This is a genomic window from Massilia sp. 9096 (genome assembly GCF_000745265.1).
Classification (GTDB): Bacteria; Pseudomonadota; Gammaproteobacteria; order Burkholderiales; family Burkholderiaceae_D; genus Telluria.
This window is the reverse complement of record NZ_JQNN01000001.1, coordinates 470,196-494,738: the sequence shown is the minus strand read 5'-3', so window position 1 is coordinate 494,738 and position 24,543 is coordinate 470,196. Positions and strand designations below refer to the sequence as shown.

The window sequence follows — 24,543 nt, the reverse complement described above, 5'->3', positions numbered from 1 at the left end:
CCATCAGTGACGCTCCACCCATCGCAGCGCCGCAATCGCCAGCAGCAGGAACAGCAGGCTGGGCGCGGCGGCCGTGAGGAAAGCCGGCCAGGTCGACAGCAGGCCGATATGAGAAAAAAGCGAGTCGATCAGCATGAAGCTCACGCCGATCATGATGCCGATGAAGATCTTGAGACTGACGCCGCCGCTGCGCGTCTGCAGGTAGCCGAACGGCAGCGCGATCGCCATCATCACGAAGATCGACAGCGGTGCGATCAGCTTCTTCCAGAAGGCGATCTTGAAGCGCTCGGTCTCCTGGCGGTTCTCGGCCAGGTGGCGCGTGTAGACCGCCAGCTCGTTGGCCGACATGCGTTCCGGGTCGGAACGCGAGACCGACAGGATCTTCGGGGTGATTTCCGAGGTCAGGTCGAACGACGGCAGCTTGCGCGTCGCGACCGCCGCCGTATCGAGGCCGAAGGTGCTCTGGACGGTCTGCCCGCTCGGCACCGGCGCGCCCGGCTCGGGCAGCACGCGGCTGTTGGAAAATACGTTCTCGGTCACGTCCTGCAGGCGCCAGACGCCGTTGCCCATGAAGTTGGCGCTGGCCGCAGTGAGCAGCGAGCGCATGCGCATGCTGTTGTCGAACTCGTAGATGTGGACGTCGCGCAGCGAGCCGTCCGGCTGGATCTGGCGAGCGTTGAAGAAGCGCGAGCCGGTGACGGCGCTCTTCAGGCCGCCGGCATGGACCACGTCCTTGGTCCACATCCCCGAGCGGAATTCGGCCGACACGGTCGCACCGCGCGCGGACAGGCGCACGCGCTCGGCCAGCGGCGCGGTGCGCGGCGTGACCAGCTCGCCGAAGATGAAGGTGATCACCACGAACACCACCGCGATCTTGGCCAGCATCCAGGCCGCCATCTGGGTCGACATCGAGGACGCGCGCATGATCGTGAATTCCGAGCTCTGGGCGAACTGCGCCATCGTGTAGATGGTGCCGAACAGCGCGGCCACCGGCATCACCTCGTAGATATGGCCCGGCAACAGCAGCAGCACGTACAGCATCGCATGCTGCAGCAGGTAGCCGCCCTTGCCGACCGACGGCAGCTCCTGGGTCAGGTCCATGAAGGCGATCAGGCCGATCAGGCCGACCAGCGCGAAGGCCACGGCCTGGGTGATGCTGACGAAGAAGTAGCGCTGCAGGGTCTTCATGCGCGGCCCTCCGGCGCGGCGCCGCTTTGCAGCAGGCGGCGGCGTTTCCAGGCATTGGCCAGCATGCTCGGATGCCAGCGGCTGTGCACGTTCAAGCGCCAGGCGAACAGGCCCGCCACGATCAGGAGCACCAGCAGGTGCAGCGGCCACCAGGACATGGCCAGGTGCAGCTTGCCCTGCTTGACCGCGTTCTCGGCCACCTTGGTCAGGTTCAGGTAGGTAAAGAAGATCAGCACCGCCAGGATCAGGTTGGCGGCCGCGCCCGCGCGCGGGTTGGCGAAGCCGAGCGGGATCGCCAGCAGCATCAGCACCACGCACATGATCGGCGCGGTCACGCGGTATTGCAGCTCGGCGTCGCCGTAGCGGTTGTGCGGCATGGCCACTAGCGCCGCGGTCGACAAGCCGGTGACGCCGGAATCGCCCAGCACCGGACCAGCGCTGCCGACGCGCATGCGGTAACGCTCGAACTCCATCGCCTGGAAATCGGCCTTGCCCGGCGTACCCTGGTAGCGCCGGCCGTTGCGCAGCACCAGGTACTGGCCACCCTTGCCGTCCGGCTCGATCTGGCCCTGCTTGGCGACCACGGTGGTGGCCACGCCATTGTCGACCGTGTTGACGAACACGTTCTGCACGATGGTGTTGGTGTGGCCGCCGGCGCTTTCGACGAAGAACACGCGGTTGGTCGCGGCCGATTCACGGAACTGGCCGGGCGCCACGCGCTTGAGGTCTTCGCGCTTTTCGAAGCGCTCGGTGAATTCGTTGCTCTTGAGCTGGGCCCAGGGCACCGCCACCAGCGACAGCACCGCGACCACCGCCGCGATCGGCAGGCCGAACACCATCACCGGGCGGACCCAGCGGCTCAGCGACTGGCCGGAGGCAAACCAGACGACCATTTCGGAATCGCGGTAGCTGCGCGTGACCACGGCCAGCACCGAAATAAAACTGGTGAGGACGAGGATGGTTGGCAGATAATTCAGCACCGCGAAACCGATCAGGGCCAGCACGTCGCTCGATGCGACCTTGCCGCCCGCGGCCCGCCCCAGGATCGAAATCAGGGTCCAGGTCACGAGGATCGAAAACAGGATGGTGAAGGTGGCGCCGGCCACGCTGGCCAATTCACGCTGTAGGGCGCGTCGGAAAATCATTCGCTAGTTATAATTGCAGGTTAGGCAGTCAAGCACACACGGAGAACAAAATGGACTTTAGCATAAAAGCATTCGACACAAAAAACACGCTGACCGCAGCCAAGTCCGGCTGCGTGGCGGTGGCCGTGTTCGAGAACAAGAAATTGTCGGAGGCAGCCAAAGCCCTCGACCTGAACGGCGACATCAGCGCGGCCGTCAAGTCGGGCGACATCTCCGGTAAGACCGGTTCCACCCTGCTGCTGCGCGGCGTGGCCGGCGTGACCGCCGCGCGCGTCCTGCTGGTCGGCATGGGCGCGGACGACGCGGTCGGTGCGATCGGCGAGAAAAGCTTTACGGGCGCCGTCGGCGCTGCCCTGAAAACCTTCGCCACGCTGGGCGCGCAGGATGGCATTATCGCATTCCCGCTGGAGAATGTGAAAGGCCGCGACCTGAACTGGGCGATCCGCGCGATGGTCATCGCCGCCAACGAAGCCGAATTCCGCACCGACGCGCAAAAGAGCAAGAAGGATCCGGCGATTGCCGGCGTGCGCAAGCTGACCATCGCCGTGCCGGCAGCCGGTGCGAACGGCGCGCACCTGAAAACCGTGCTGGCGCAATCGATTGCGATCGCCAACGGCATGAACCTGACCAAGGAACTGGGCAACCTGTCGCCGAACGTCTGCACCCCGACTTATCTCGCCAATACCGCGCGCAAGCTGGCCGAGGACTACAACTTCGACGTCGAGATCCTGGACCGCAAGCAGCTCGAGGCGCTCAAGATGGGCAGCTTCCTGTCGGTCACCCGCGGCAGCGAGGAGCCGCCGAAGTTCATCGTCCTCAAGCACATGGGCGGCAAAAAGGGCGACGCACCGACCGTCCTGGTCGGCAAGGGCATCACCTTCGACAGCGGCGGCATTTCGATCAAGCCGGGTCCCGGCATGGACGAGATGAAGTACGACATGTGCGGCGCCGGCTCGGTGCTGGGCACCTTCCGCGCGATCGGCGAGATGAACATCAAGCTGAACGTGATCGGCATCGTCGCCGCCTGCGAAAACATGCCGTCGGGCCGCGCCACCAAGCCGGGCGACATCGTCACCGCGATGAACGGCACCACCATCGAGATCCTCAACACCGACGCCGAAGGCCGCCTGGTGCTGGCCGACGCCCTGACCTACGCCGAGCGCTTCAAGCCGGCCGCCGTGGTCGACATCGCGACGCTGACCGGCGCCTGCATCGTGGCCCTGGGCCACCACAACTCCGGCCTGTTCACGCGCCATGACGACCAGCACAACGCGCTGGCCGAGGAGCTGATGGATGCCGGCCGCCAGGCCGGCGACACCGCCTGGCGCCTGCCGATCGGCGAGCTGTACAACGAGCAGCTGAAGTCGAACTTCGCCGACCTGGCCAACATCGGCAGCCCGGGCGGCGCTTCCTGCACCGCCGCGGCGTTCCTGGAAAACTTCACGCGCAACTACGCGTGGGCGCACCTGGACATCGCCGGCACCGCCTGGAAGTCGGGCGCGGCCAAGGGCGCGACCGGCCGTCCGGTGCCGCTGCTGACCACCTTCCTGCTCAACCGCGTATGAGCGGCTGGCGCGAGGCATGATCGAACGGACGCTGCGGCGTCCGTTTTTCGTGGCGCAGCCTGCGCGCGCGGGTCGTCGTTCAATATAATTCCTGAACGATTTCCGCCCTGGAGATGTCCATGAAACTTGCAATGCTCGTGCCGGCGACGCTGGCAGCCCTGCTGGCCGGGGCCGCCGCCGGCGCCGCCCCTGACGGCGCGTTCGGCAGCCGCGCTCACCCGGCAAGCGACCTGCAATGGCATTACGACGGCACGCGCGACGCCGTGGCGGTCCACCTCAAGCAGGCACTGGGCAAGCAGGCCAATCCTTTCGGTCCCACCGCCGGCTCGCCGCCGGGCGCCGTCTCCGACGACAGCAAACTGCTGGGCGACTACGTGCCGCACCTGCTCGGCATTCCCGGACCGGAGGTCGCGCTGGACCATGGCGAATATTTCTATTCCGGCGCCGAAGCCCACAACGCCAGCCAGGAAGCGGCCGTGATCACGCAAGGCCGCGGCGGCGCCGTGGTTGCGCTGGCCGTGCTGCACACGAACTACCGCAAGCAGCCTGCCGTGAGAGTGCTGACGATCATGCGTCCGGACGGGAAAGCCGTCGATGCGGCGATGCAAACGCTTTTCACGGGCTGGGCGCGCGGCGAAATCGACAAGGGCAATGCCCTCCCCAGGAGCCGGCTGGTGAAGACCGTCGTCGACAAACTGGAAGTGGAAATCGTTCCTGCCGGCGGCTGATCAGAACATCACGTTGCCCTGGTCCGCATCCGCCTGCGCCGCCTGCTCCCGGGACTGCGGCCTGGCCGGACGCAGCAGCACGGTCAGCACGTTGGGATACGCGACGCCGGCGCCGTCGAAGCGGCTGACGTAGCCATCCAGGCCGGCCTTGACGACCAGCTTGCCGATCAGCTTGTCCCCGTCGATGAGGCCGGTGGCGCGCGCCGGCGCGACTTCGACCGCGCTGGCGCCGTCGCGCGCGCAATCGACCGTCAAAGGATCGCGGCTGCGCTGCACCGTGATGCGGCCCGGCGCCACCACGAACCAGCGTCCGGCGCTGTTGGCCAGCACGCAGCCGACGCCGGCGACTTCGCGGTGATCGAGGATGGCGTGGAGTTCGAGTTGCTGGGTCGGGAGCTCGCCCATGCTGGCGCAGCCGGCCAGGGCAGCGGCCAGTGCAGCGAACAATGCAGGCGCGCACGCGTGCGCGCAGGCGCGAGGGAAAAATCGATGGGACATGGCGTCATCCGGAATGCATGTCTGGCTGTTTACGGCAGCATTCGGAAAGACATGAGCGCTCAGGGCGCTGCGGATGCATCGGCCGGCGTATCGAGGAGAGCAAAGCGCGCGACCTGCGCGCCGTCGACCTCGACCGTTTCGAAAAACGCGGCCTTCGGGCGAACCCAGGTCCGTCCGTCCGGCCCGCGATACACGATCACGGGCGCGTGGTCCGCTTCCAGCTCGGCTTCGCAGACCAGGTCGTAGATGCCGCCCTTGTAGTGGCGATAACGCATCGGCGGCGACGCGTCAGACTTTCTCTTCGACCTGTGGGCGGGTCTTTTTCTTGAGGTTCTGGATGACCTTGACGATGCCTTCCACGCCGGCGTTGTCGTCGAGCTCGCTGAATGCGTCCAGCACTTCATTGAGCACGCTGTTGCGCACCGCGGCCTCGTCGGCCAGCATCTTTTGCGGCTCGGCGGCCGGGCCGGCTTTCTGCACTGCGTCGGCCGGCTTCTGGCCATGGGTCAGCGCAGCTTGCCAGATCAACCAGCGGCGCTGGGTTTCATATACCAGATACTCTTCCGGCTTGTCCTCGCGGCGCCGGACAATATGGCCATCGCGTTGGGCCCATGCTTCGAATGCTTGGCGCATTGCTGTCCTTTTATAAAGCTGATCGTTACCTAACAAGCACGGTTGGGTGCTTACGGATACTTGGCTTGTCTTATGCCAATACTACAAGGTACGTTGGCTTACTGCAATTTTTCTCTTGCGGCAGCAAACGATACTGACACGCCTCATTACTTGCCGGCATTGTTACATCATGTCACAGTTCGGACCGCTTGACCACACCCACACATGCAATCTAACCACCGAGCAATAATTCTACGCCAATTTCGTTGTAATTCGCGCAAATAGTGGCAATCGTGCACCGGGTGTTGCACCGTTAACAGGCGCAGCCTTGAGAAGCCGCCACATGGAGTGTGCTGCCGGCCGGAGCCGCCGTGCCGGCCGGCGGGCGTCGAGCAAGCTGGTATCATGCGCGGCGCCCGCAAGCGGGCCGCACGACCTGAAAGAGACTACACAACATGAAGATAGCAACCTGGAACGTCAACTCCCTCAAAGTGCGCCTGCCGCACCTGCTGCAGTGGCTCCAAACCAACCCGGTCGACGTGCTCTGCATCCAGGAGACCAAGCTCACCGACGACAAATTCCCGGTCGACGAGATCAACGCGGCCGGCTACCAGGTCGCGTTCACCGGCCAGAAGACCTACAACGGCGTGGCGATCCTGTCCAGGCATGAACTGACCGACGTGGTGCGCAACAACCCGCACTTCCCGGACGAGCAGCAGCGCCTGATCGCCGCCACCGTGCAGGGCGTGCGCGTGATCTGCGCCTATGTCGTGAACGGCCAGGCGCTCGACTCCGACAAGTTCGTCTACAAGATGGCCTGGCTGGACGCGCTGCGCACCTGGGTCAAGGAAGAGATGGCGGCGCACGCGCAGTTCGCGATCCTGGGCGACTACAACATCGCGCCCGACGACCGCGACGTGCACGACCCGGCCGAGTGGGCCGGCCAGATCCACTGCTCGGACCCGGAGCGCGAGGCGCTGCGCGCCCTGCTGGGCCTGGGCCTGAGCGACGCCTTCCGCCTGTTCGAGCAGCCGGAAAAACAGTACAGCTGGTGGGACTACCGCCAGATGGCGTTCCGCCGCAACCGCGGCCTGCGCATCGACCACATCCTGCTCTCAAAGGCGCTGGCCGCGCGCTGCACCGCCTGCACCATCGACCGCGAACCGCGCAAGTGGGAGCAGCCGTCCGATCACACCCCGGTCATCGCGACCATCGAGTGACCCCTAGGCCGGCGCCAGCAGCGCCGGCACCTGCGCCGCCGGCACCGGCCGCGCGAACAGGTAGCCCTGCGCATACTCGCAGCCATGATGGCGCAGCAGCGCCAGCTGGCCTTCGGTCTCGACGCCCTCGGCCACCACCGACAGCCCGAGGCTGCCGGCCAGCGCCATGATCGCCGCGACGATCGCCTGGTCTTCGCTGCTGGCCTCGAGCTCGCGCACGAAGGCGCGGTCGATCTTGATCTTGTGGACCGGGAAGCGCTTCAGGTAGGCCAGGCTCGAGTAGCCGGTGCCGAAATCGTCGATCGACAGGCGGATGCCCATGGCGTTGATCTGGCCCAGCGTCTCGAGCGTGTGGCCGCCGTGCTGCATCAGCGCGGTCTCGGTGATCTCGAATTCGAGCTGGCCCGGATCGATGCCGGTCTCGTCGACGATGCTGCGCACCGCCAGCGGCAGGCCGCGGTGCATGAACTGGCGCGCCGACAGGTTGATCGCCAGCGGCACCGGCGGCAAGCCGGCGCGGCGCCAGGCCAGCGCCTGTTCGCAGGCCGCACGGATCACCCACTCCCCCACCTGCACGATCAGGCCGTTCTCTTCCAGGATCGGGATGAAGTCGTCCGGTGCGACCAGCACGCCGTTCGGACCGCGCCAGCGCAGCAGCACTTCCAGGCCGCGCACGCGGCAATCGCCGGTGGCCACGATCGGCTGGAAGAACAGTTCGAATTCGTCGCGGGCCAAGGCCCCGCGCAGGCGCGTCTCGAGCTCGAAATGGCGTTCGGCGGCGACGTTCTCGCGCTCGGCATAGAACTGATAATTGTTGCGGCCGGCCGCCTTGGCCTGGTACATCGCGGCGTCGGCCTTGCGCATCAGGCTGGCCACGTCCTCGCCATCGTCCGGGTACAGGCAGATGCCGATCGAGGGCGAGATGTGCAGGCTGCGGCCCTCGAATTCGACCGGGTCGGCGAGCGCCTCGATGATCTTGTCGCCGACCACGCCGCAATCGTCGAGCGCGCGCACGCCCGGCACCAGCACCACGAATTCGTCGCCGCCCAGGCGCGCCACGGTGTCGGTCGCGCGCACCACGCGGCCCAGGCGGGCGGCGACTTCCTTGAGCAGGTAGTCGCCGGCCGGGTGGCCGAGCGAATCGTTGATGGTCTTGAAGCGGTCCAGGTCGATGAACAGCAGCGCCAGTTTGCGGCCGTCGTGGCGCGCCGCCAGCAGTGCGCGATCGAGCCGCTCGGACAGCAGCGCGCGATTGGGCAGCCCGGTCAGCGCGTCATGGTAGGCCATGTGGTGCACGCGCGCCTCGGCCTGGCGCCGCTCGACGATCTCGGCCTGCAGCTCGGCGGTGCGCTCGCCGACCCGCACTTCGAGCTCGTCGCGCGCCTGGCGCAAGGCGTCGGCGGCTTCGCGCTGGGCGGTGACGTCGTCGATCAGCCAGACGCTGCGCCCGCCATGCTCGGCCAGGTCGAACGGCCGTCCGAACAGGCGCGCCCAGAAACGGGTGCCGTCGGCGCGCACCATCTGGTGCTCGGCCATGTGCACGCGTCCGGCCTCGAAGTCGCGCCGGCTCTGCGCGCGCGCCGCCATCCAGGTGGCGTCGTCCGGATACAGGGCACGCACCTTGACCCCGTCGACGTGGCCGGCGTCGTAGCCGAACAGCGCTTCCATCTTGCGGTTGCAGTGCAGCGTGCGCCCGTCCTCGACCACGGCGATGCCGAGCACGGCGTTGTCGAGGATGGCGCGGTTTTCCAGCAGCGCGTTGCGCAGCGCTTGCTCGTCGCGCTTCTGGCGCGTGCGGTCCTCGATCATCCAGATCGTCCCCTGGCCAGGGTCGTGCGGATTGACCGCGTAACCGATCAGCTTGGCCCAGAAGCGGGTGCCGTCGCGCCGCACCGCGTCCAGTTCGACGTGCACCGGCGTGCCCTGCCCCAGCACGCCATACGCGTGCGTGCCCAGCCTGTCGAAGTCGTCCGTGCTCGGGTAGAGCGCGCGCGTGGACATGCCGATCGCCTCGTCGCCGGCGTAGCCGAACATTTCGGTGAAGCTGCCGTTGCAGCGGGTGATCACACGATCGCGCGTGAAGATGATGGCGATCGCGGCATTGGTCATGATCGCGCGGTTCTCGATCAGCGCCTGGCGCGCCTCGCTGACGTCTTCGACGATCCAGACCGTGCCGGCCTGGCGCGAGCGCATGTCGACCGCCTTGGCGCGGATGCGGCACCAGAGCGCACTGCCGTCGCGCCGGCGCAGCTGGATCTCGGCTTTCTCGAACAGGGCGCCGGTGGTCAGCACGGCGACCGCCTCCTCGACGAATCCCATGTAAGCCGCCGGGGTCATGAAGACGTCGGCCGGATCGCTGTCGACCAGCTGCTCGACCGTGTAGCCGAGCATCCCGGCCATGCGCGGATTGCACGACTTGATCAGGTGCGGCAGCGAGACGACGATGCCGACCGGCGCATGCTCGAGCACCGTGGCCTGTTCCAGCAGGCGCGCGCTCAGGCCGGCCTGGACCTCGGCCGGCGCCCTCATCTCGGAGAACACGAAGGTGGCGCCGGCGCCGCCGGCCGCGAGCGGCAACGGGCGCGCGTGCACCTCGACCGCACGCGCCTCGGGCATGTCGGCGCCGCCGGCAAGCAGGCCGCTCCAGTGCCGCTCTCCAGCCAGCGCCAGGCGCATCTCGGAGGCGGCCACGGCCGGCACGTGGAACAGCGCGGCCAGGTTGCGCCCTTCGATTTCGGCCCCGACCAGCTCCCGCATGGCGGCATTCGCCGACCACACCACGCCCTGCGCATCGCAGGCGCATGCCGGCGCTGCGATCAACGCCAACGCCTCGGCCACGACGGCCGGTTTGCTCGTTACACGATCCATCCCAGTTCCATGCTGAGGCCCGCGTACCCGGGCCGCTCGGTGTGGCCAGGATGATAACCGACATCTGTCAGGACATTAACTGAACAACAAAAAAAGGGCAACGGATGATGCCTTTATGCAACATCCATTGCCCTTTCCTGCGCTTTGACGCCAGCTCACTCGTGTCGATTCAGAACGTATCCCCGGGAACGCGCACCCAGCCTTCCATCAGCACGCGGGCGCTTCGGCTCATCACCGCCTTGGTGACGATCCAGTCGCCGCCCTCCTGTTTCGCTTCGGCGCCGACGCGCAAGGTGCCGGACGGGTGGCCGAAGCGCACGGCTTCGTGCGCGCGCCCGCCCGCGGCCAGGCTGACCAGGGTGCCGGGAATCGCCGCGGCGGTGCCGATCGCGACCGCGGCCGTGCCCATCATCGCGTGGTGCAGCTTGCCCATCGAGAGCGCGCGCACCAGCAGGTCGATGTCTTCGGCTTGCACCTGCTTGCCGCTCGACGACGTGTACCCGGCCGGCGGGGCCACGAAGGCCACCTTGGGCGTGTGCTGGCGGCGCGCGGCTTCCTCCACGTGCTCGATCAATCCCATGCGCATCGCGCCATAGGCCCGGATCGTCTCGAACATCGCCAGCGCCCTCGGGTCGCCATTGATCGCGTCCTGCAGTTCGGCGCCGCTGTAGCCGATGTCGGCGGCGTTGACGAAGATGGTCGGGATGCCGGCATTGATCAGCGTGGCCTCGAGCGTGCCGACGCCCGGCACTTCCAGCGCGTCGACCAGGTTCCCGGTCGGGAACATCGCGCCGCCGCCCTCGCCTTCGGCTTCCGCCGCCGGGTCCATGAATTCGAGCTGGACCTCGGCCGCCGGGAAGGTCACGCCGTCGAGTTCGAAGTCGCCCGTCTCCTGCACCTCGCCGTTCGCGATCGGCACGTGGGCGACGATGGTCTTGCCGATATTGGCCTGCCAGATCGTCACCGTGACCGTGCCGTTGGTTGGGATGCGCGCAGGGTCGATGAAGCCGCTGGCGATCGCGAACGGGCCGATCGCCGCCGACAGGTTGCCGCAGTTGCCGCTCCAGTCGACGAAGGCCTTGTCGATCGAGACCTGGCCGAACAGGTAGTCGACGTCGTGGCCGGGACGCGTGCTCCTGGCCGCGATGACGGTCTTGCTGGTGCTGGAAGTGGCGCCGCCCATGCCGTCGATCTGCTTGCCGTAGGGGTCGGGGCTGCCGATCACGCGCATCAACAGTTGGTCGCGCGCGGCGCCGGGCACCTGCGCGGCTTCGGGCAGGTCCTGCAGGCGGAAGAACACGCCCTTGCTGGTGCCGCCGCGCATGTAGGTGGCGGGAATCTTGATTTGTGGGGTATAGGCCATGTCGTTTCCTTATGCCGCGACCTTGGTGGTCGCCAGGAAGTCCTGCGCGAAGCGCTGCAGCACGCCGCCGGCCTCGTAGATCGACACCTCCTCGGCGGTGTCGAGGCGGCAGGTGACCGGCACCTCGACGGTTTCGCCGCTCTTGCGGTGAATGCGCAGCGTCAGCGTCGCGCGCGGCGTGCGCTCGCCCACCACGTCGAAGGTCTCGCTGCCGTCGATGGCCAGCATGAGGCGCGTCACGCCCGGCTGGAATTCGAGCGGCAGCACGCCCATGCCGACCAGGTTGGTCCTGTGGATGCGCTCGAAGCCTTCGGCGACGATGGCCTCGACCCCGGCCAGGCGCACCCCCTTGGCGGCCCAGTCGCGCGAGGAACCCTGGCCGTAGTCGGCGCCGGCGATCACGATCAAGGGCTGCTTGCGCTCCATGTAGGTCTCGATCGCTTCCCACATGCGCGTGATTCTCCCTTCCGGCTCGATGCGCGCCAAAGACCCGGCTTTGACGGCGCCGGCGATGTCGCGCACCATCTCGTTCTTCAGCGTCGGGTTGGCGAAGGTCGCGCGCTGGGCGGTCAGGTGGTCGCCGCGGTGGGTCGCGTAGGAATTGAAGTCCTCTTCCGGCAAGCCCATCTTATGCAGGTATTCACCGGCGGCCGAGTCCAACATGATGGCGTTGGATGGCGACAAATGGTCGGTGGTGATGTTGTCGCCCAGGACCGCGAGCGGCCGCATGCCCTCGAGCGACCGTTCGCCGGCCAGCGCGCCCTCCCAGTAAGGCGGACGGCGGATGTAGGTGCTCATGGGACGCCAGTCGTACAGCGGGCTGACTTCCGTGGCGGCGCTTTCCTGGCGCGCGAACATCACGTCGTACACGTTGCGGAACTGCTGCGGCTTGACCGATTGCTCGACCACGGCGTCGATCTCGGCGTCGCTCGGCCACAGGTCGGCCAGGCGGATCTCCTTACCATTGGCGTCGGTGCCCAGCACGTCCTTCTCGATGTCGAAGCGGATCGTGCCGGCGATCGCATACGCCACCACCAGCGCCGGCGAGGCCAGGAAGGCTTGCTTGGCGTACGGATGGATGCGGCCGTCGAAGTTGCGGTTGCCGGACAGGACCGCGGTCGCATACAAATCGCGTTCGACGATCTCCTGCTGGATCACGGGGTCGAGCGCGCCCGACATGCCGTTGCAGGTCGTGCAGGCAAAGGCGACGATGCCGAAGCCCAGCTGTTCCAGCTCCGGCAGCAGGCCCGCCGCTTCCAGGTACAGCGCCACCGCCTTGGACCCCGGCGCCAGCGACGACTTCACCCAGGGTTTGCGCAGCAGGCCGGCCCGGTTGGCGTTGCGCGCCAGCAGGCCCGCGGCGATCATGTTGCGCGGGTTGTTGGTGTTGGTGCAGCTGGTGATGGCGGCGATGATCACGGCGCCGTCCGGCATCCTGCCCGGCTCGTTCTCGACCGTGCCGGCGATGCCCTGGGCCGCCAGCTCGGACGTCGGCACGCGCCTGTGCGGATTGGACGGGCCGGCGATGTTGCGCACCACGCTCGACAGGTCGAAGCGCAAGCTGCGCTCGTACTGCGCGTTCTCGAGCGTGTCGGCCCACAGCCCGGTTTCCTTCGCATAGCTCTCGACCAGCTTGACGAGATCGTCGTCGCGCCCGGTGAGCTTGAGGTACTTGATGGTCTGCTCGTCGATGGCGAACATGGCCGCGGTGGCGCCGTATTCCGGGGCCATGTTCGAGATGGTGGCGCGGTCGCCCAGCGTCAGGTTGCTTGCGCCTTCGCCATGGAACTCGAGGTAGGCGGACACCACTTTCGACTTGCGCAGGAACTCGGTCAGCGCCAGCACGATGTCGGTGGCGCTGATGCCTTCCTGCGGCCTGCCGGTCAGCTCGACGCCGACGATGTCCGGCAGGCGCATGTAGGAAGCGCGGCCCAGCATCACGCTCTCCGCTTCCAGGCCGCCGACGCCGATCGCGATCACGCCCAGCGCATCGACCATCGGCGTGTGCGAGTCGGTGCCGACCAGCGTGTCCGGGAAAGCCACGCCATCCTTGACCTGCACGACGGGGCTCATGCGCTCCAGGTTAATCTGGTGCAGGATGCCGTTCCCCGGCGGGATCACGTCGACGTTTTGAAACGCCAGCTTGGTCCAGTTGATGAAGTCGAAGCGGTCTTCGTTGCGGCGGTCCTCGATCGCGCGGTTCTTCTCGAACGCGTCCGGATCGAAGCCGCCGCATTCGACCGCCAGCGAGTGGTCGACCACCAGCTGGGTCGGCACCACCGGGTTGACCAGGCGCGGGTCGCCCCCTTGCAGCGCGATGGCGTCGCGCAGGCCGGCCAGGTCGACCAGCGCGGTCTGGCCGAGGATGTCGTGGCACACCACGCGCGCGGGGAACCAGGGAAAGTCGAGGTCGCGCTTGCGCTCGATGATTTGCCTGAGCGACGGGACGAGCGCGGCCGGCTCGCAGCGGCGCACCAGGTTTTCGGCCAGCACACGCGAGGTGTACGGCAGGCCATCCCAGGTCCCGACCTGGATGGCCTCGACCGCGGCACGCGCGTCGAAGTAGTGCAGATTGGTGCCGTGCAGGGGCTTGCGATATTGGGAATTCATATTAATTCGATGCGGTCATTCAGGTGCAATCAATGAGAGGTGCAGGTGGCGCTGCGCGCGGTACCCGCCCTCGTGGAAGATGGCGTCCGGCTCGAAGCCGAACTGGGTGAAGCCGGCGCGCTCGTACAGGCGCAGGGCCGGTGCGTTGCCGTCGATGAGCGAGAGCGTCAGGCGGCGCAGGTGCGCGCACCCGCGCGCGTGCTCGATCAGGTGCGCGACCAGCAGGCGGCCGATGCCTGCGCGCTGGTGACTGCTTGCGACCATCAGGCTGTTCAGGCTGGCCGTGTGGTGCAGGCGGCTGCCTTCCTTGGCGCGCAGGCAGATCGCGCCGACCAAGGATGGGGCCTCGAGCGCATTGTCGAACGCGCCGAACCAGGTGTAATCCTGCCTGGCCAGGCGCCTGGCATGCCAGGCCTCGTCCTGCGCCATCGCCTCGCGATAGTCCGGGCCGTGGGCATACGGATGCTCGCGCAGGCTGGCCAGGCGCAGGCTGCGGTACTGGGCCACGTCGGCGGGGCCGAGCCGGCGGACGTCGATGGCGCCGCTGTCCATCGGCTTATTTACGCTCGGCAAGCGGCACGAACTGCAGGTCTTCCGGGCCGACGTAGTTGGCGCTCGGACGGATGATCTTGTTGTCGATACGCTGCTCGATCACGTGGGCCGACCAGCCCGAGGTGCGCGCGATGACGAACAGCGGCGTGAACATCGCCGTCGGCACGCCCATCATGTGGTACGACACGGCCGAGAACCAGTCCAGGTTCGGGAACATCTTCTTGACTTCCCACATGACCGATTCCAGGCGCTCGGCGATGTCGAACATCTTCATCGATCCACCCTGCTGCGACAGCGAGCGCGCCACTTCCTTGATTACCTTGTTGCGCGGATCCGAGATGGTGTAGACCGGGTGGCCGAAGCCGATCACCACTTCCTTGTTGGCCACGCGCGCACGGATGTCGGCCTCGGCTTCGTCGGCGTTTTCGTAGCGTTTCTGGATGTCCAGCGCGACTTCGTTGGCGCCGCCGTGCTTCGGGCCGCGCAACGCGCCGATCGCGCCGGTGATCGCCGAGTGGATGTCGGCGCCGGTGCCGGCGATCACGCGCGCGGTGAAGGTCGAGGCGTTGAACTCGTGCTCGGCGTACAGGATCAGCGAGGTATGCATCGCCTTGACCCAGGCCTCGGGCGGCTTGAAGCCATGCAGCAGGTGCAGGAAATGGCCGCCGATCGAGTCGTCGTCGGTCTCGACGTCGATGCGCTTGCCGTTGTGGCTGTAGTGGTACCAGTACAGCAGCATCGAGCCGAACGAGGCCATCAGGCGATCGGCCACGTCGCGCGCGCCGGCGACGTTGTGGTCGTCCTTCTCGGGCAGCACGCAGCCCAGGACCGAGGCGCCGGTGCGCATCACGTCCATCGGGTGGGCGCCGGCCGGCAGCGTTTCCAGCGCCGCCTTGACCGCCTGCGGCAGGCCGCGCAAGGACTTCAGCTTGGCCTTGTAGCCGCGCAGTTCGCCGTCGTTGGGGAGCTTGCCGTGCACCAGCAGGTAGGCGATCTCCTCGAACTCGCTGTTGGTGGCCACATCCAGGATGTCGTAGCCGCGGTAATGCAGGTCGTTGCCGGAGCGGCCCACCGAGCACAGCGCGGTATTGCCGGCGGCGACGCCGGACAGCGCGACCGATTTCTTCGGTTTGAACGTGGCGGCTTCGGTCTTGTTGGTTTCGCTCATGTCGTGTCTCCTCGTTGGCTTATTTCGTCTTGTTCTGGGCGAACAGCGCGTCGAGCTTCTGCTCGAAGCTGTGATAGTCGATGCGGTCGTAGAGTTCGGCGCGCGTCTGCATGGTGTCGACCACGTTCTGCTGGGTGCCGTCGCGGCGGATCGCGGTGTAGACGTTCTCGGCCGCCTTGTTCATCGCGCGGAAGGCCGACAGCGGGTACAGCACGATGTCGACGTCGGCGCCGCGCAGCTCGTCCACCGTGAACAACGGCGTCGCGCCGAACTCGGTGATGTTGGCCAGGATCGGCACCTTGACCGCTTCCTTGAAGCGCTTGTACATCTCCAGGCTGGTGATCGCTTCCGGGAAGATCATGTCGGCGCCGGCTTCGACGCAGGCCACCGCGCGCTCGACCGCCTTGTCCAGGCCTTCGACCGCCAGCGCGTCGGTGCGCGCCATGATCACGAAGTCGTCGTCGAGGCGCGCATCAGCCGCGGCCTTGATGCGGTCGACCATCTCGCCCTGGCTGACGATTTCCTTGCCCGGGCGGTGGCCGCAGCGCTTGGCGCCGACCTGGTCTTCGATGTGGCAGGCGGCGGCGCCGGCCTTGGCCAGCGAGCGCACGGTGCGCGCGACGTTGAAGGCCGAGGCGCCGAAGCCGGTGTCGACGTCGACCAGCAGCGGCAGGTCGCACACGTCGGTGATGCGGCGCACGTCGATCAGCACGTCTTCCAGGCCGGAAATGCCCAGGTCGGGCAGGCCCAGCGACCCGGCCGCGACGCCCCCACCCGACAGGTAGATGGCGCGGTAGCCGGCGCGCTTGGCCAGCAGCGCGTGGTTGGCGTTGATCGCGCCCACGACTTGCAGCGGGTGCTCTTCCTGCACGGCCAGGCGGAATCGGGCGCCTGCGGATGGTTGGCTCATGGTCTTGCCTTTCTCGATGCATTCGTGGATGACCACCCAGTATTTGCAAGGACCGTGCCAATCGCCGCGACGGCACGACAGGCTGGATTTTCAAGGACTTGGGCGCACGCGGCAAGCAAGGCGAGCGTGGCAGCGTTTCACGATGTTTCAAACTGGAACACCGAAACGGCACAGCGAAACAGCAAAGAGAAGCTAGGACGTAAAAAAACCGTCGTGCCGGCATGGGCCGGGACGACGGTTTCAGATGGCTTATCGATTAGTGCGCGGTCGCGCCCGAAGCACCGATACCGGTTTCCGAACGCACTTCCTGCGCCTCGAAGCCGGCCTTGTCGATGGCCGCGCGCGGGCTCTTGTCGGTGATCGAGAACAGCCACACGCCCACGAAGCCGACGATCATCGAGAACAGCGCCGGCGAGGTGTACGGGAAGATCGCATCCTTGTTGTGGAACACGTCGACCCACACCGACTTCGAGACGATGGTCAGGCCCAGCGCCGTGACCAGGCCGAGGAAGCCGCCGATGGTCGCGCCGCGGGTCGTGCACTTGCTCCACAGCAGGGACAGGAACAGCACCGGGAAGTTGGCCGAGGCCGCGATCGCGAAGGCCAGCGACACCATGAAGGCGACGTTGACTTTCTCGAACACGATGCCCAGTAACACGGCGACCAGGCCGAGCACCATCGTCGTGATCTTGGAGACGCGCAGTTCGCTGCCCGGGGCCGGCTGGCCCCGCTTCATGACGACCGAGTAGATGTCGTGCGACACCGCCGAGGCGCCGGACAGGGTCAGGCCGGCCACGACTGCCAGGATGGTGGCGAAGGCCACGGCCGAGATGAAGCCGAGGAAGACGTTGCCGCCCACGGCCTTGGCCAGGTGCACGGCCGCCATGTTGCCGCCGCCCAGCAGTTTGCCGTCGGCGTCCAGGAAGGCCGGGTTGGTGCCGACCAGCACGATCGCGCCGAAGCCGATCACGAACACCAGGATGTAGAAGTAGCCGATCCAGGTGGTCGCCCACAGCACCGACTTGCGCGCTTCCTTGGCGCTTGGAACGGTGAAGAAGCGCATCAGGATGTGCGGCAGGCCGGCGGTGCCGAACATCAGCGCCATGCCGAAGGAGATGCCGGAGATCGGGTCCTTGATGAAGGTGCCCGGGCCCATGATCGCCTCGTGCTTGCTGTGTACTTCAACGGCCTTGGCGAACAGTTCGTTCGGGCTGAAGTGGTACAGCGACAGGACCGCAAACGCCATGTAGCTCGTGCCGGCCAGCAGCATCACGGCCTTGATGATCTGCACCCAGGTGGTGGCGGTCATGCCGCCGAACAGCACGTACACCATCATCAGCACGCCGACGATGACGACCGCGATCCAGTAGTCCAGGCCGAACAGCAGCTTGATCAGCTGGCCGGCGCCGACCATCTGCGCGATCAGGTAGAACAGCACGGTGACCAGGGTGCCGGCGGCGGCGAAGCTGCGCACCGGCTTCTGGGCGAAGCGGTAGGCGGCCACGTCGGCGAAGGTAAAGCGGCCCAGGTTGCGCAGGCGCTCGGCCATCAGGAAGGTCAGGATCGGCCAGCCGACCAGGAAGCCGATCGCGTAGATCAGGCCGTCGAAGCCGTTGGCGAACACCGATGCCGAGATGCCCAGGAAGGATGCGGCCGACATGAAGTCGCCGGCGATCGCCAGGCCGTTCTGGAAACCGGTGATGCCGCCGCCGGCGGTGTAGAAGTCCGATGCCGAGCGGGTGCGCGCGGCGGCCCACTTGGTGATGAACAGGGTCAGCACGACGAACACCGCGAACATGATGATCGCGGTGTAGTTGGTGGCTTGCTTGACCGTCTGGCCGACGTCGGGCGCGGCCAGGGCGGCGCCGGCGGCGGCCGTCAGGGCCAGGGCGGAGCAGGTGCGCAGCAGGTTCTTCATGCGGCTTTCTCCTGCTTGACGGCGCCGGTGGCGGTGGTGGTGGTGGCGGCGCCGGCGTTGCGCTGGATCGCTTCGGTCAGGGCGTCGAATTCGCGGTTGGCGCGGCGCACGTAGATGGCGGTGACGGCGACCGTGAACACGATCACGAACAGGCCCAGCGGAATGCCCCAGGACATGGCGCCTTCGCCGACACGCGAGCCCATGAAGGACTTGGCGAAGGCGTTCAGCAGGGTGAAGCCGTAGTAGGCGATCAGCACCAGCACGGCCAGGGTCCAGCCGTAGCGCGAGCGCGTCGTGACGAGCTTATGGTAATTCGGGTCGCTTTTGACCCGTTGAACGAGATCTTGTTCCACTTTTGTCTCCAATCATTCTCGTGATTTTTAGTAGTGCCTTTATTGACAGGCTGAGGTGATCCTACGGCGGTCCGCTTACCCGATTCTTACGGCGGGCACTGTTTTGTCAGCTTCCCGGAAAGCCCGCGAGCGTTTCACTTGAAACATGGCGCGGCTGGAATGCACTACACTTGAAACATGATCGATGCTGCCACCGCCCACCAACCCGTGATCTGGACCGTCTCGGTCTCGCGCCTGTCCGGCCTGTTCCGCGACATCACCCTCGAATACGACCACCTGGCCCGGATCGAAGCCCTGCACCTGGGTTTCGACGAAGCCGCGCGCCACATCCGCGAGCGCATGGCCAATGAACACTGCGACGTGGTGATCGCGGCCGGCTCGAACGCCGCCTACCTGAAGGGCCGCGTCGCGGCGCCGGTGGTGGTGGCCGAGGCCAGCGGCTTCGACGTGATGCGGGCGCTGGCGCGCGCGCGCCGCATTTCGCCGCGCGTCGGCCTGGTCCAGCACGACGCGCTCGCACCCGAGCTGGACGACTTCGCGCGCACCTTCGGCCTGCAGATCGAGCAGCGCACCTACACCACGCGCGAGGATGCCCGCGCCGCGGTCGGGGAACTCAAGGCGCTCGGAATCGAAGCGATCGTCGGCGCCGGCCTGATCGCCGACCTGGCCGAGGAAGCCGGATTGAAATCGGTGTTCGTGTATTCGGCCGACTCGATCCGCCATGCCTTCGACGACGCGCTCGAGCTGGCGCGCCTGACGCGCCTGGAAGCGGGACGCGGACGGCGCCCCGGTCCCGATGCGCGCCGGGTGCGGCGCGGCTTGAACGACTTGCGCGGCGAGTCGAAGGCGATGGAGCGCCTGCGCCAGAGCGTGGTGCTGTACGCGCGCTCGCCGGCGACGGTGCTGATCCAGGGCGAGACCGGCAGTGGCAAGGAGCTGGTGGCCCAGGCCATCCACCGCGAAAGCCCGCGCCGCGGCGCCCAGCGCCCGTTCGTGGCGGTCAATTGCGGCGCGATCGCCGAATCGCTGCTCGAGTCGGAGCTGTTCGGCCACGAGGAAGGCGCCTTCACCGGCGCGCGGCGCGGCGGCCACGCCGGGCTGTTCGAGGCGGCCAACGGCGGCACCCTGTTCCTCGACGAGATCGGCGAGATGCCGCTGGCGCTGCAGACGCGCCTGCTGCGCGTGCTCGAAGAACGCGAGGTGATGCGGGTCGGCGGCACGCGCCCGGTGCCGATCGACGTGCGCATCATCAGCGCCACGCACTGCGACCTGGAGGCGCGCGTGCGCGAGGGACGCTTCCGCGCCGACCTGTTCTACCGCCTGGCGGTGCTGCGCCTGCTGCTCCCGCCGCTGCGCGCACGCGTCGAGGACATCCCCCAGCTGGCCGAATGGTCGCTGAAGAACGCCCTGGCCGCGCTCGACGCTCGCCCGCATCCGAACCTGGCGGCCGAGATCGCGGCCTGCGCGCCGCTGCTGGCAGCCTACGCCTGGCCGGGCAACGTGCGCGAACTGCGCAACCTGATGGAGCGGCTGGCGCTGTTCCTGGCGGCCGAGCCGCTGCAAGCCTTGACGCCGGCGTTCGTGCTGTCGCTGGCGCCCGAGCTGGCCAACATGGCGCCGATGGCAGCGCCGATTCCAGCGCCGGCCGTCGCGCCCGCGCAGGCGCCCGCGCCCGCCCATGCGCCCGCGCGCGAGGAAAGCGCGGCCGCGGTGCTGGCGCGATTCCAGGGCCAGCGCGACGCCGCCGCGCGCCACCTGGGCATCAGCCGCACGACCTTGTGGCGCCGCCTGAAAGCCGGCGCCTGAAGGCCGGGTCCGGCTGGACGGTTAGCGTGCGCCAGCCGGATTGCGATCCCAACCATAATATTAATTCGACAAGACCACGTGTCGCATTTTTATGGGAGGAAATAATAATGAAACTTAAATCCGTAATCGCCGCCTTCGCATTGGCCGGCCTGGGCGCCGGCATGACGGCCGCCCTGCCCGCCTCGGCCGCAGCGGCCGCTCCGGCACTGCAGCAGGTCGCCAAGTTCGGGCACCAGGTGACCGGCGTCACCGTGAGCGAAACCGGCCGCATCTTCGTCAACTTCCCGCGCTGGACCGAGGACGCGCCGGTCTCGGTGGCCGAAGTCATGAAGGACGGTTCGATCAAGCCCTACCCCGACGCCGGCTGGAACGCCTGGCGCAACGCTTCCGGCGACGAGATCAGCCCGGCCGACCACTTCGTCTGCGTGCAGAGCGTGGTGGCGGACGGTCACGGCAGCGTGTGGGTGCTCGATCCGGCCGCGCCGGCCACCCAGGCCCTGGTGCCGGGCGGGCCGAAGCTGGTCCGGATCGACCTCGCGACCAATAAAGTGGCCAAGGTGTACGCGTTCGACCAGTCGGTCGCGATTCCCGGTTCCTACCTGAACGACGTGCGCTTCTCGAGTGACGGCAAGTTCGCCTTCATGACCGATTCCGGCCAGCGCGGCGCCCTGGTGGTGCTCGAACTGGCCAGCGGCAAGGCCAAGCGCGTGCTCGACGGCCATTCGTCGACCCAGATCGAGAAAGGCGTGCAGGTGCACACCGACGGCAAGGAGCTGCACTATCCGGACGGGCGCAAGGTCCAGTTCTCCGCCGACAGCATCGCCCTCGCGCCGGATGGCTGGCTGTACTGGAAGCCGCTGACCGGCCACAAGCTGTACCGCATCCAGGCCTCGGCCCTGGAGTCCAAGGGTTTCGCCGGCCAGGACGTGGCGGGCGACGTCCAGCCGTTCGGCGAGGTCGGCATCTCGGATGGCTTCTGGATCGGCGACAAGGCGACGAAAGGCAACGGCAACCTGCTGTACGTGACGTCGCCGGAAACCAATGCGGTCTCGGTACGCGACCTGTCGCAGGGACCGTCGGGCGCCCTGCGCACCGTGGTCCAGGATGCGCGCCTGCGCTGGCCGGACACCTTCGGCCAGGGCCCGGACGGTACGATCTACGTGACCACCTCGCACATCCAGGATTCCGCCTTCTTCAAGAAGGATGCGCCGCCGTCGCTGCCGACGCAGCTGTGGAAATTCAAGCCGGCCGAGTGATGCGCTTTCAACGCTCCTGACCGCGCGCGGTCCAAGCCGGCACAGCACATTACCGCTGTGCCGGCTTTGCGGCATGCCAAAGCAAGTGGATCCGAATCGCCGTATCATGCATTGTTCATACGGCACGTCCTGTTATCGGAGGCACCATGCAAGCTGCCCAAACGGCTTCAATTCCCGCTTCAGTTCCGTCCTCGTCGTCCGCTGCGCTGTTTTCGCTGATCGGCAACACCCCGCTGGTCGAAGTCACCCGCATCGACACCGGCCCCTGCCAGCTGTTCCTCAAGCTCGAATCCCAGAATCCCGGCGGCTCCATCAAGGACCGCATCGGCCGCGCCATGATCGAAGCGGCCGAAAGCGACGGCCGCCTGCAGCCCGGCGGCACGGTGGTCGAGGCCACCGCCGGTAACACCGGCCTGGGCCTGGCCCTGGTCGCGCGCATCAAGGGCTACCGCGTGGTGCTGGTCGTGCCCGACAAGATGGCCTCCGAAAAAATCCTGCACCTCAAGGCGCTCGGCGCCGAGATCCACCTGACCCGCTCGGACGTCGGCAAGGGCCATCCCGAGTACTACCAGGACATGGCGGCGCGCATCGCGCGCGACATTCCCGGCGCCTGGTTCGCCGACCAGTTCAACAACCCCGACAACCCGCGCACGCACGAGACCACCACCGGCCCCGAGATCTGGGCGCAGATGGGGCACCAGGTCGACGCCATCGTCGTCGGGGTCGGCTCGTCCGGCACGCTGACCGGCCTCTCGCGCTATTTCGCGCAGGTGGCGCCTGGCCTGGAATTCGTGCTGGCCGACCCGCAGGGCTCGATCCTGGCCGACTATATCAACACTGGGAAACTGAACGAGGTGTCCGGCTCGTGGGCGGTGGAAGGCATCGGCGAAGACTTCATCCCGGCCATCGCCGACCTGTCGCGCGTCAGAACGGCGTACTCGATCGACGACGAGGAAAGCTTCAATACCGCGCGCGAACTGCTGCGCCAGGAAGGCATCCTGGCCGGCTCCTCGACCGGTACGCTGCTGGCCGCCGCGTTGCGCTACTGCCGCGCGCAAGCCAGGCCGAAACGCGTGGTCAGCTTCGTGTGCGACACCGGCACCCGTTATCTCACCAAGGTCTACAGCGACGGCTGGATGGTCGACCAGGGCTTGGTGCACCGGCCCCGGCTGGGCGACCTGCGCGACCTGATCGGGCGCCGCTTCGACGACGGCGAAGTCGTCACCGTGACGCCGTCCGACACCCTGCTCACCGCCTTCAACCGCATGAGGAGCGCCGATCTGGCCCAGCTGCCGGTGATCGACGCGGGCAAGCTGGTCGGCCTGATCGACGAGTCGGACCTGCTGCTGCACGTCGCCAGCTCATTTGATAACGGCGGCGAGCGCTTCCAGACCCCGGTGTCGGCGACCATGACCACCGAGCTGAAAACCCTGCGCCCGGGCGCGCGCATGCGCGAGCTGCGCGACATCCTCGACCGCGGCTTGACCGCCGTCATCGCCGACGGCGACCATTTCTACGGGCTGATCACCCGCTTCGACCTTCTCAACCACCTGCGCAGGACACTGACGTGAGCGATCAAGTGAACCACAGCGACGATTCCGACCAGGCCGGCAAGCGCCGGCTCGCCACCCGCGTGATCCATGGCGGCCAGGCGCCCGATCCCAGCACCGGCGCGGTAATGCCGCCGATCTACGCGACCTCGACCTTTGTCCAGGACAGCCCGGGCGTGCACAAGGGCCTGGACTATGGGCGCTCGCACAACCCGACGCGCTGGGCGCTGGAGCGCTGCGTGGCCGACATCGAAAGCGGCGGCGCCGCCTTCGCCTTCGCCTCCGGCCTGGCCGCGATCTCGGCCGTGCTCGAGCTGCTGCCGGCCGGTTCGCACGTCGTCGCCGGCGACGACATGTACGGCGGCACCTATCGCTTGTTCGAGCGCGTGCGCCGCCACAGCGCCGGCCACGAATTCAGCTACGTCGACCTGGCCGACCCGCAGGCGCTGGCCGCGGCGGCGCGTCCCGAGACCAGGCTGGTCTGGGTCGAGACCCCGACCAACCCGATGCTCAAACTGGCCGACTTGCGCGCCATCGGCCAGTTGTGCCGCGAGCGCGGCATCCTCTCGGTGTGCGACAATACCTTCGCCAGCCCGATCAACCAGCGTCCGCTGGAACTGGGCATCGACATCGTCGTGCACTCGACCACCAAGTACATGAACGGCCACTCGGACGTGATCGGCGGCGTGGCCGTGGTCGGCAAACAAGCGCACCACCAGAGCCTGGGCGAGCGCCTCGGCTTCATCCAGAACGCGGTCGGCGCAATCCAGGGACCGTTCGACAGCTTCCTGGTGCTGCGTGGGATCAAGACGCTGGCGCTGCGCGTCGAGCGCAGCAACCAGAACGCTTTGGCGCTGGCGCAGTGGCTGGAAGAGCAGGTCAAGGTCGCGCGCGTGGTCTACCCCGGGCTGGCCTCGCATCCGCAGCACGAGCTGGCGCGGCGCCAGATGCACGGCTACGGCGGCATCGTCTCGATCGACCTCGACACGGACATTGCCGGCGCACGCCGCTTCCTGGAAGCCTGCGCGATCTTCACGCTGGCCGAAAGCCTGGGCGGGGTCGAAAGCCTGATCGAGCACCCGGCCATCATGACGCACGCGACCATCCCGCCCGAGCAGCGCGCGCGCCTGGGCATCGGCGACGGCCTGATCCGGCTCTCGGTCGGCATCGAGCACGTCGACGACCAGCGTGCCGACCTGGCGCGCGCTCTGGCCGCGATCTAGCCGCGCGGCG

20 protein-coding genes are annotated in these 24,543 nt (G+C 67.1%); 7 read left to right on the top strand and 13 right to left on the bottom strand.

The window, feature by feature from the left end; translation table 11 throughout:
* Window positions 1–3: 3 nt before the first annotated feature.
* Window positions 4–1,188, bottom strand: coding sequence for an LPS export ABC transporter permease LptG (gene lptG, locus FA90_RS02110; protein WP_036165423.1), 1,185 nt, complete (start codon window positions 1,186–1,188; stop codon window positions 4–6).
* On the bottom strand, window positions 1,185–2,333 hold the full coding sequence (gene lptF / locus FA90_RS02105; RefSeq protein WP_036165420.1) for an LPS export ABC transporter permease LptF: 1,149 nt from the start codon (window positions 2,331–2,333) through the stop codon (window positions 1,185–1,187). Before lptF ends, lptG begins: the two co-directional genes overlap by 4 nt.
* Before the next feature lie 50 nt (window positions 2,334–2,383).
* On the opposite strand from lptF, the gene FA90_RS02100 reads away from it, so the two are divergent.
* Together FA90_RS02100 and FA90_RS02095 are read left to right on the top strand one after the other, a co-directional pair.
* The gene (locus FA90_RS02100) at window positions 2,384–3,898 is read left to right on the top strand and encodes a leucyl aminopeptidase (protein WP_036165419.1); all 1,515 of its coding nucleotides are present in this window, start codon (window positions 2,384–2,386) and stop codon (window positions 3,896–3,898) included.
* Between the two features lie 119 nt (window positions 3,899–4,017).
* Window positions 4,018–4,626, top strand: coding sequence for a hypothetical protein (locus tag FA90_RS02095; protein WP_156116550.1), 609 nt, complete (start codon window positions 4,018–4,020; stop codon window positions 4,624–4,626).
* On the opposite strand, the gene FA90_RS02090 is transcribed toward FA90_RS02095, so the two are convergent.
* From FA90_RS02090 to FA90_RS02080, 3 genes are read right to left on the bottom strand one after another with little or no spacing between them, the layout of a single operon-like run.
* Window positions 4,627–5,124 (bottom strand): hypothetical protein, encoded by a 498-nt coding sequence (locus tag FA90_RS02090; RefSeq protein WP_051971328.1) that lies wholly within the window; start codon window positions 5,122–5,124, stop codon window positions 4,627–4,629. It abuts the gene before it with no gap.
* A gap of 59 nt (window positions 5,125–5,183) precedes the next feature.
* Window positions 5,184–5,399 (bottom strand): DUF1653 domain-containing protein, encoded by a 216-nt coding sequence (locus FA90_RS02085; RefSeq protein WP_036165415.1) that lies wholly within the window; start codon window positions 5,397–5,399, stop codon window positions 5,184–5,186.
* Window positions 5,400–5,412: 13 nt separating this feature from the next.
* The gene (locus tag FA90_RS02080; RefSeq protein ID WP_036165412.1) at window positions 5,413–5,757 is read right to left on the bottom strand and encodes a hypothetical protein; all 345 of its coding nucleotides are present in this window, start codon (window positions 5,755–5,757) and stop codon (window positions 5,413–5,415) included.
* A 434-nt stretch (window positions 5,758–6,191) separates the two neighbouring features.
* On the opposite strand from FA90_RS02080, the gene xth reads away from it, so the two are divergent.
* Window positions 6,192–6,956 carry an exodeoxyribonuclease III gene (gene xth, locus FA90_RS02075; protein ID WP_036165410.1) on the top strand — a complete coding sequence of 255 codons (765 nt, stop codon included), beginning with the start codon at window positions 6,192–6,194 and terminating at the stop codon, window positions 6,954–6,956.
* 3 nt (window positions 6,957–6,959) lie between these two features.
* Here the strand turns inward: xth and FA90_RS02070 are convergent, their stop codons facing one another.
* The 8 genes from FA90_RS02070 to FA90_RS02035 all read right to left on the bottom strand — a co-directional run bounded on the left by FA90_RS02070 (window position 6,960) and on the right by FA90_RS02035 (window position 18,698).
* A complete protein-coding gene (locus FA90_RS02070; RefSeq protein WP_036165408.1) occupies window positions 6,960–9,824 on the bottom strand; it encodes an EAL domain-containing protein in 2,865 nt (954 codons plus the stop codon).
* Between the two features lie 169 nt (window positions 9,825–9,993).
* Window positions 9,994–11,187 (bottom strand): 2-methylaconitate cis-trans isomerase PrpF, encoded by a 1,194-nt coding sequence (gene prpF, locus FA90_RS02065; RefSeq protein WP_036165406.1) that lies wholly within the window; start codon window positions 11,185–11,187, stop codon window positions 9,994–9,996.
* Between the two features lie 9 nt (window positions 11,188–11,196).
* A complete protein-coding gene (gene acnD / locus FA90_RS02060) occupies window positions 11,197–13,797 on the bottom strand; it encodes a Fe/S-dependent 2-methylisocitrate dehydratase AcnD (protein ID WP_036165404.1) in 2,601 nt (866 codons plus the stop codon).
* A gap of 15 nt (window positions 13,798–13,812) precedes the next feature.
* Window positions 13,813–14,370, bottom strand: coding sequence for a GNAT family N-acetyltransferase (locus FA90_RS02055; RefSeq protein WP_156116549.1), 558 nt, complete (start codon window positions 14,368–14,370; stop codon window positions 13,813–13,815).
* The gene (gene prpC / locus FA90_RS02050; protein ID WP_036165402.1) at window positions 14,354–15,517 is read right to left on the bottom strand and encodes a 2-methylcitrate synthase; all 1,164 of its coding nucleotides are present in this window, start codon (window positions 15,515–15,517) and stop codon (window positions 14,354–14,356) included. The genes FA90_RS02055 and prpC overlap by 17 nt, the downstream gene beginning before the upstream one ends.
* A 19-nt stretch (window positions 15,518–15,536) precedes the next feature.
* Window positions 15,537–16,427 (bottom strand): methylisocitrate lyase, encoded by an 891-nt coding sequence (prpB, locus tag FA90_RS02045; protein ID WP_036173694.1) that lies wholly within the window; start codon window positions 16,425–16,427, stop codon window positions 15,537–15,539.
* Window positions 16,428–16,683: 256 nt separating this feature from the next.
* A complete protein-coding gene (locus FA90_RS02040; RefSeq protein ID WP_036165400.1) occupies window positions 16,684–18,345 on the bottom strand; it encodes a cation acetate symporter in 1,662 nt (553 codons plus the stop codon).
* The gene (locus tag FA90_RS02035; RefSeq protein ID WP_051971325.1) at window positions 18,342–18,698 is read right to left on the bottom strand and encodes a DUF485 domain-containing protein; all 357 of its coding nucleotides are present in this window, start codon (window positions 18,696–18,698) and stop codon (window positions 18,342–18,344) included. Before FA90_RS02035 ends, FA90_RS02040 begins: the two co-directional genes overlap by 4 nt.
* 177 nt (window positions 18,699–18,875) lie before the next feature.
* On the opposite strand from FA90_RS02035, the gene prpR reads away from it, so the two are divergent.
* The 4 genes from prpR (at window position 18,876) to FA90_RS02015 (ending at window position 24,533) form a co-directional block, all read left to right on the top strand.
* Window positions 18,876–20,504, top strand: a complete 1,629-nt coding sequence (gene prpR, locus FA90_RS02030; protein ID WP_036165398.1) for a propionate catabolism operon regulatory protein PrpR — start codon at window positions 18,876–18,878, stop codon at window positions 20,502–20,504.
* A 107-nt stretch (window positions 20,505–20,611) separates the two neighbouring features.
* Complete coding sequence (locus FA90_RS02025; protein ID WP_036165395.1) at window positions 20,612–21,760, top strand: L-dopachrome tautomerase-related protein; 1,149 nt, start codon at window positions 20,612–20,614, stop codon at window positions 21,758–21,760.
* A 146-nt stretch (window positions 21,761–21,906) separates the two neighbouring features.
* A complete protein-coding gene (locus FA90_RS02020; RefSeq protein WP_051971324.1) occupies window positions 21,907–23,331 on the top strand; it encodes a cystathionine beta-synthase in 1,425 nt (474 codons plus the stop codon).
* Entirely contained in the window at window positions 23,328–24,533 is a 1,206-nt protein-coding gene (locus FA90_RS02015; protein WP_239700501.1) for a PLP-dependent aspartate aminotransferase family protein, read from the top strand. Before FA90_RS02020 ends, FA90_RS02015 begins: the two co-directional genes overlap by 4 nt.
* Window positions 24,534–24,543: the final 10 nt, after the last annotated feature.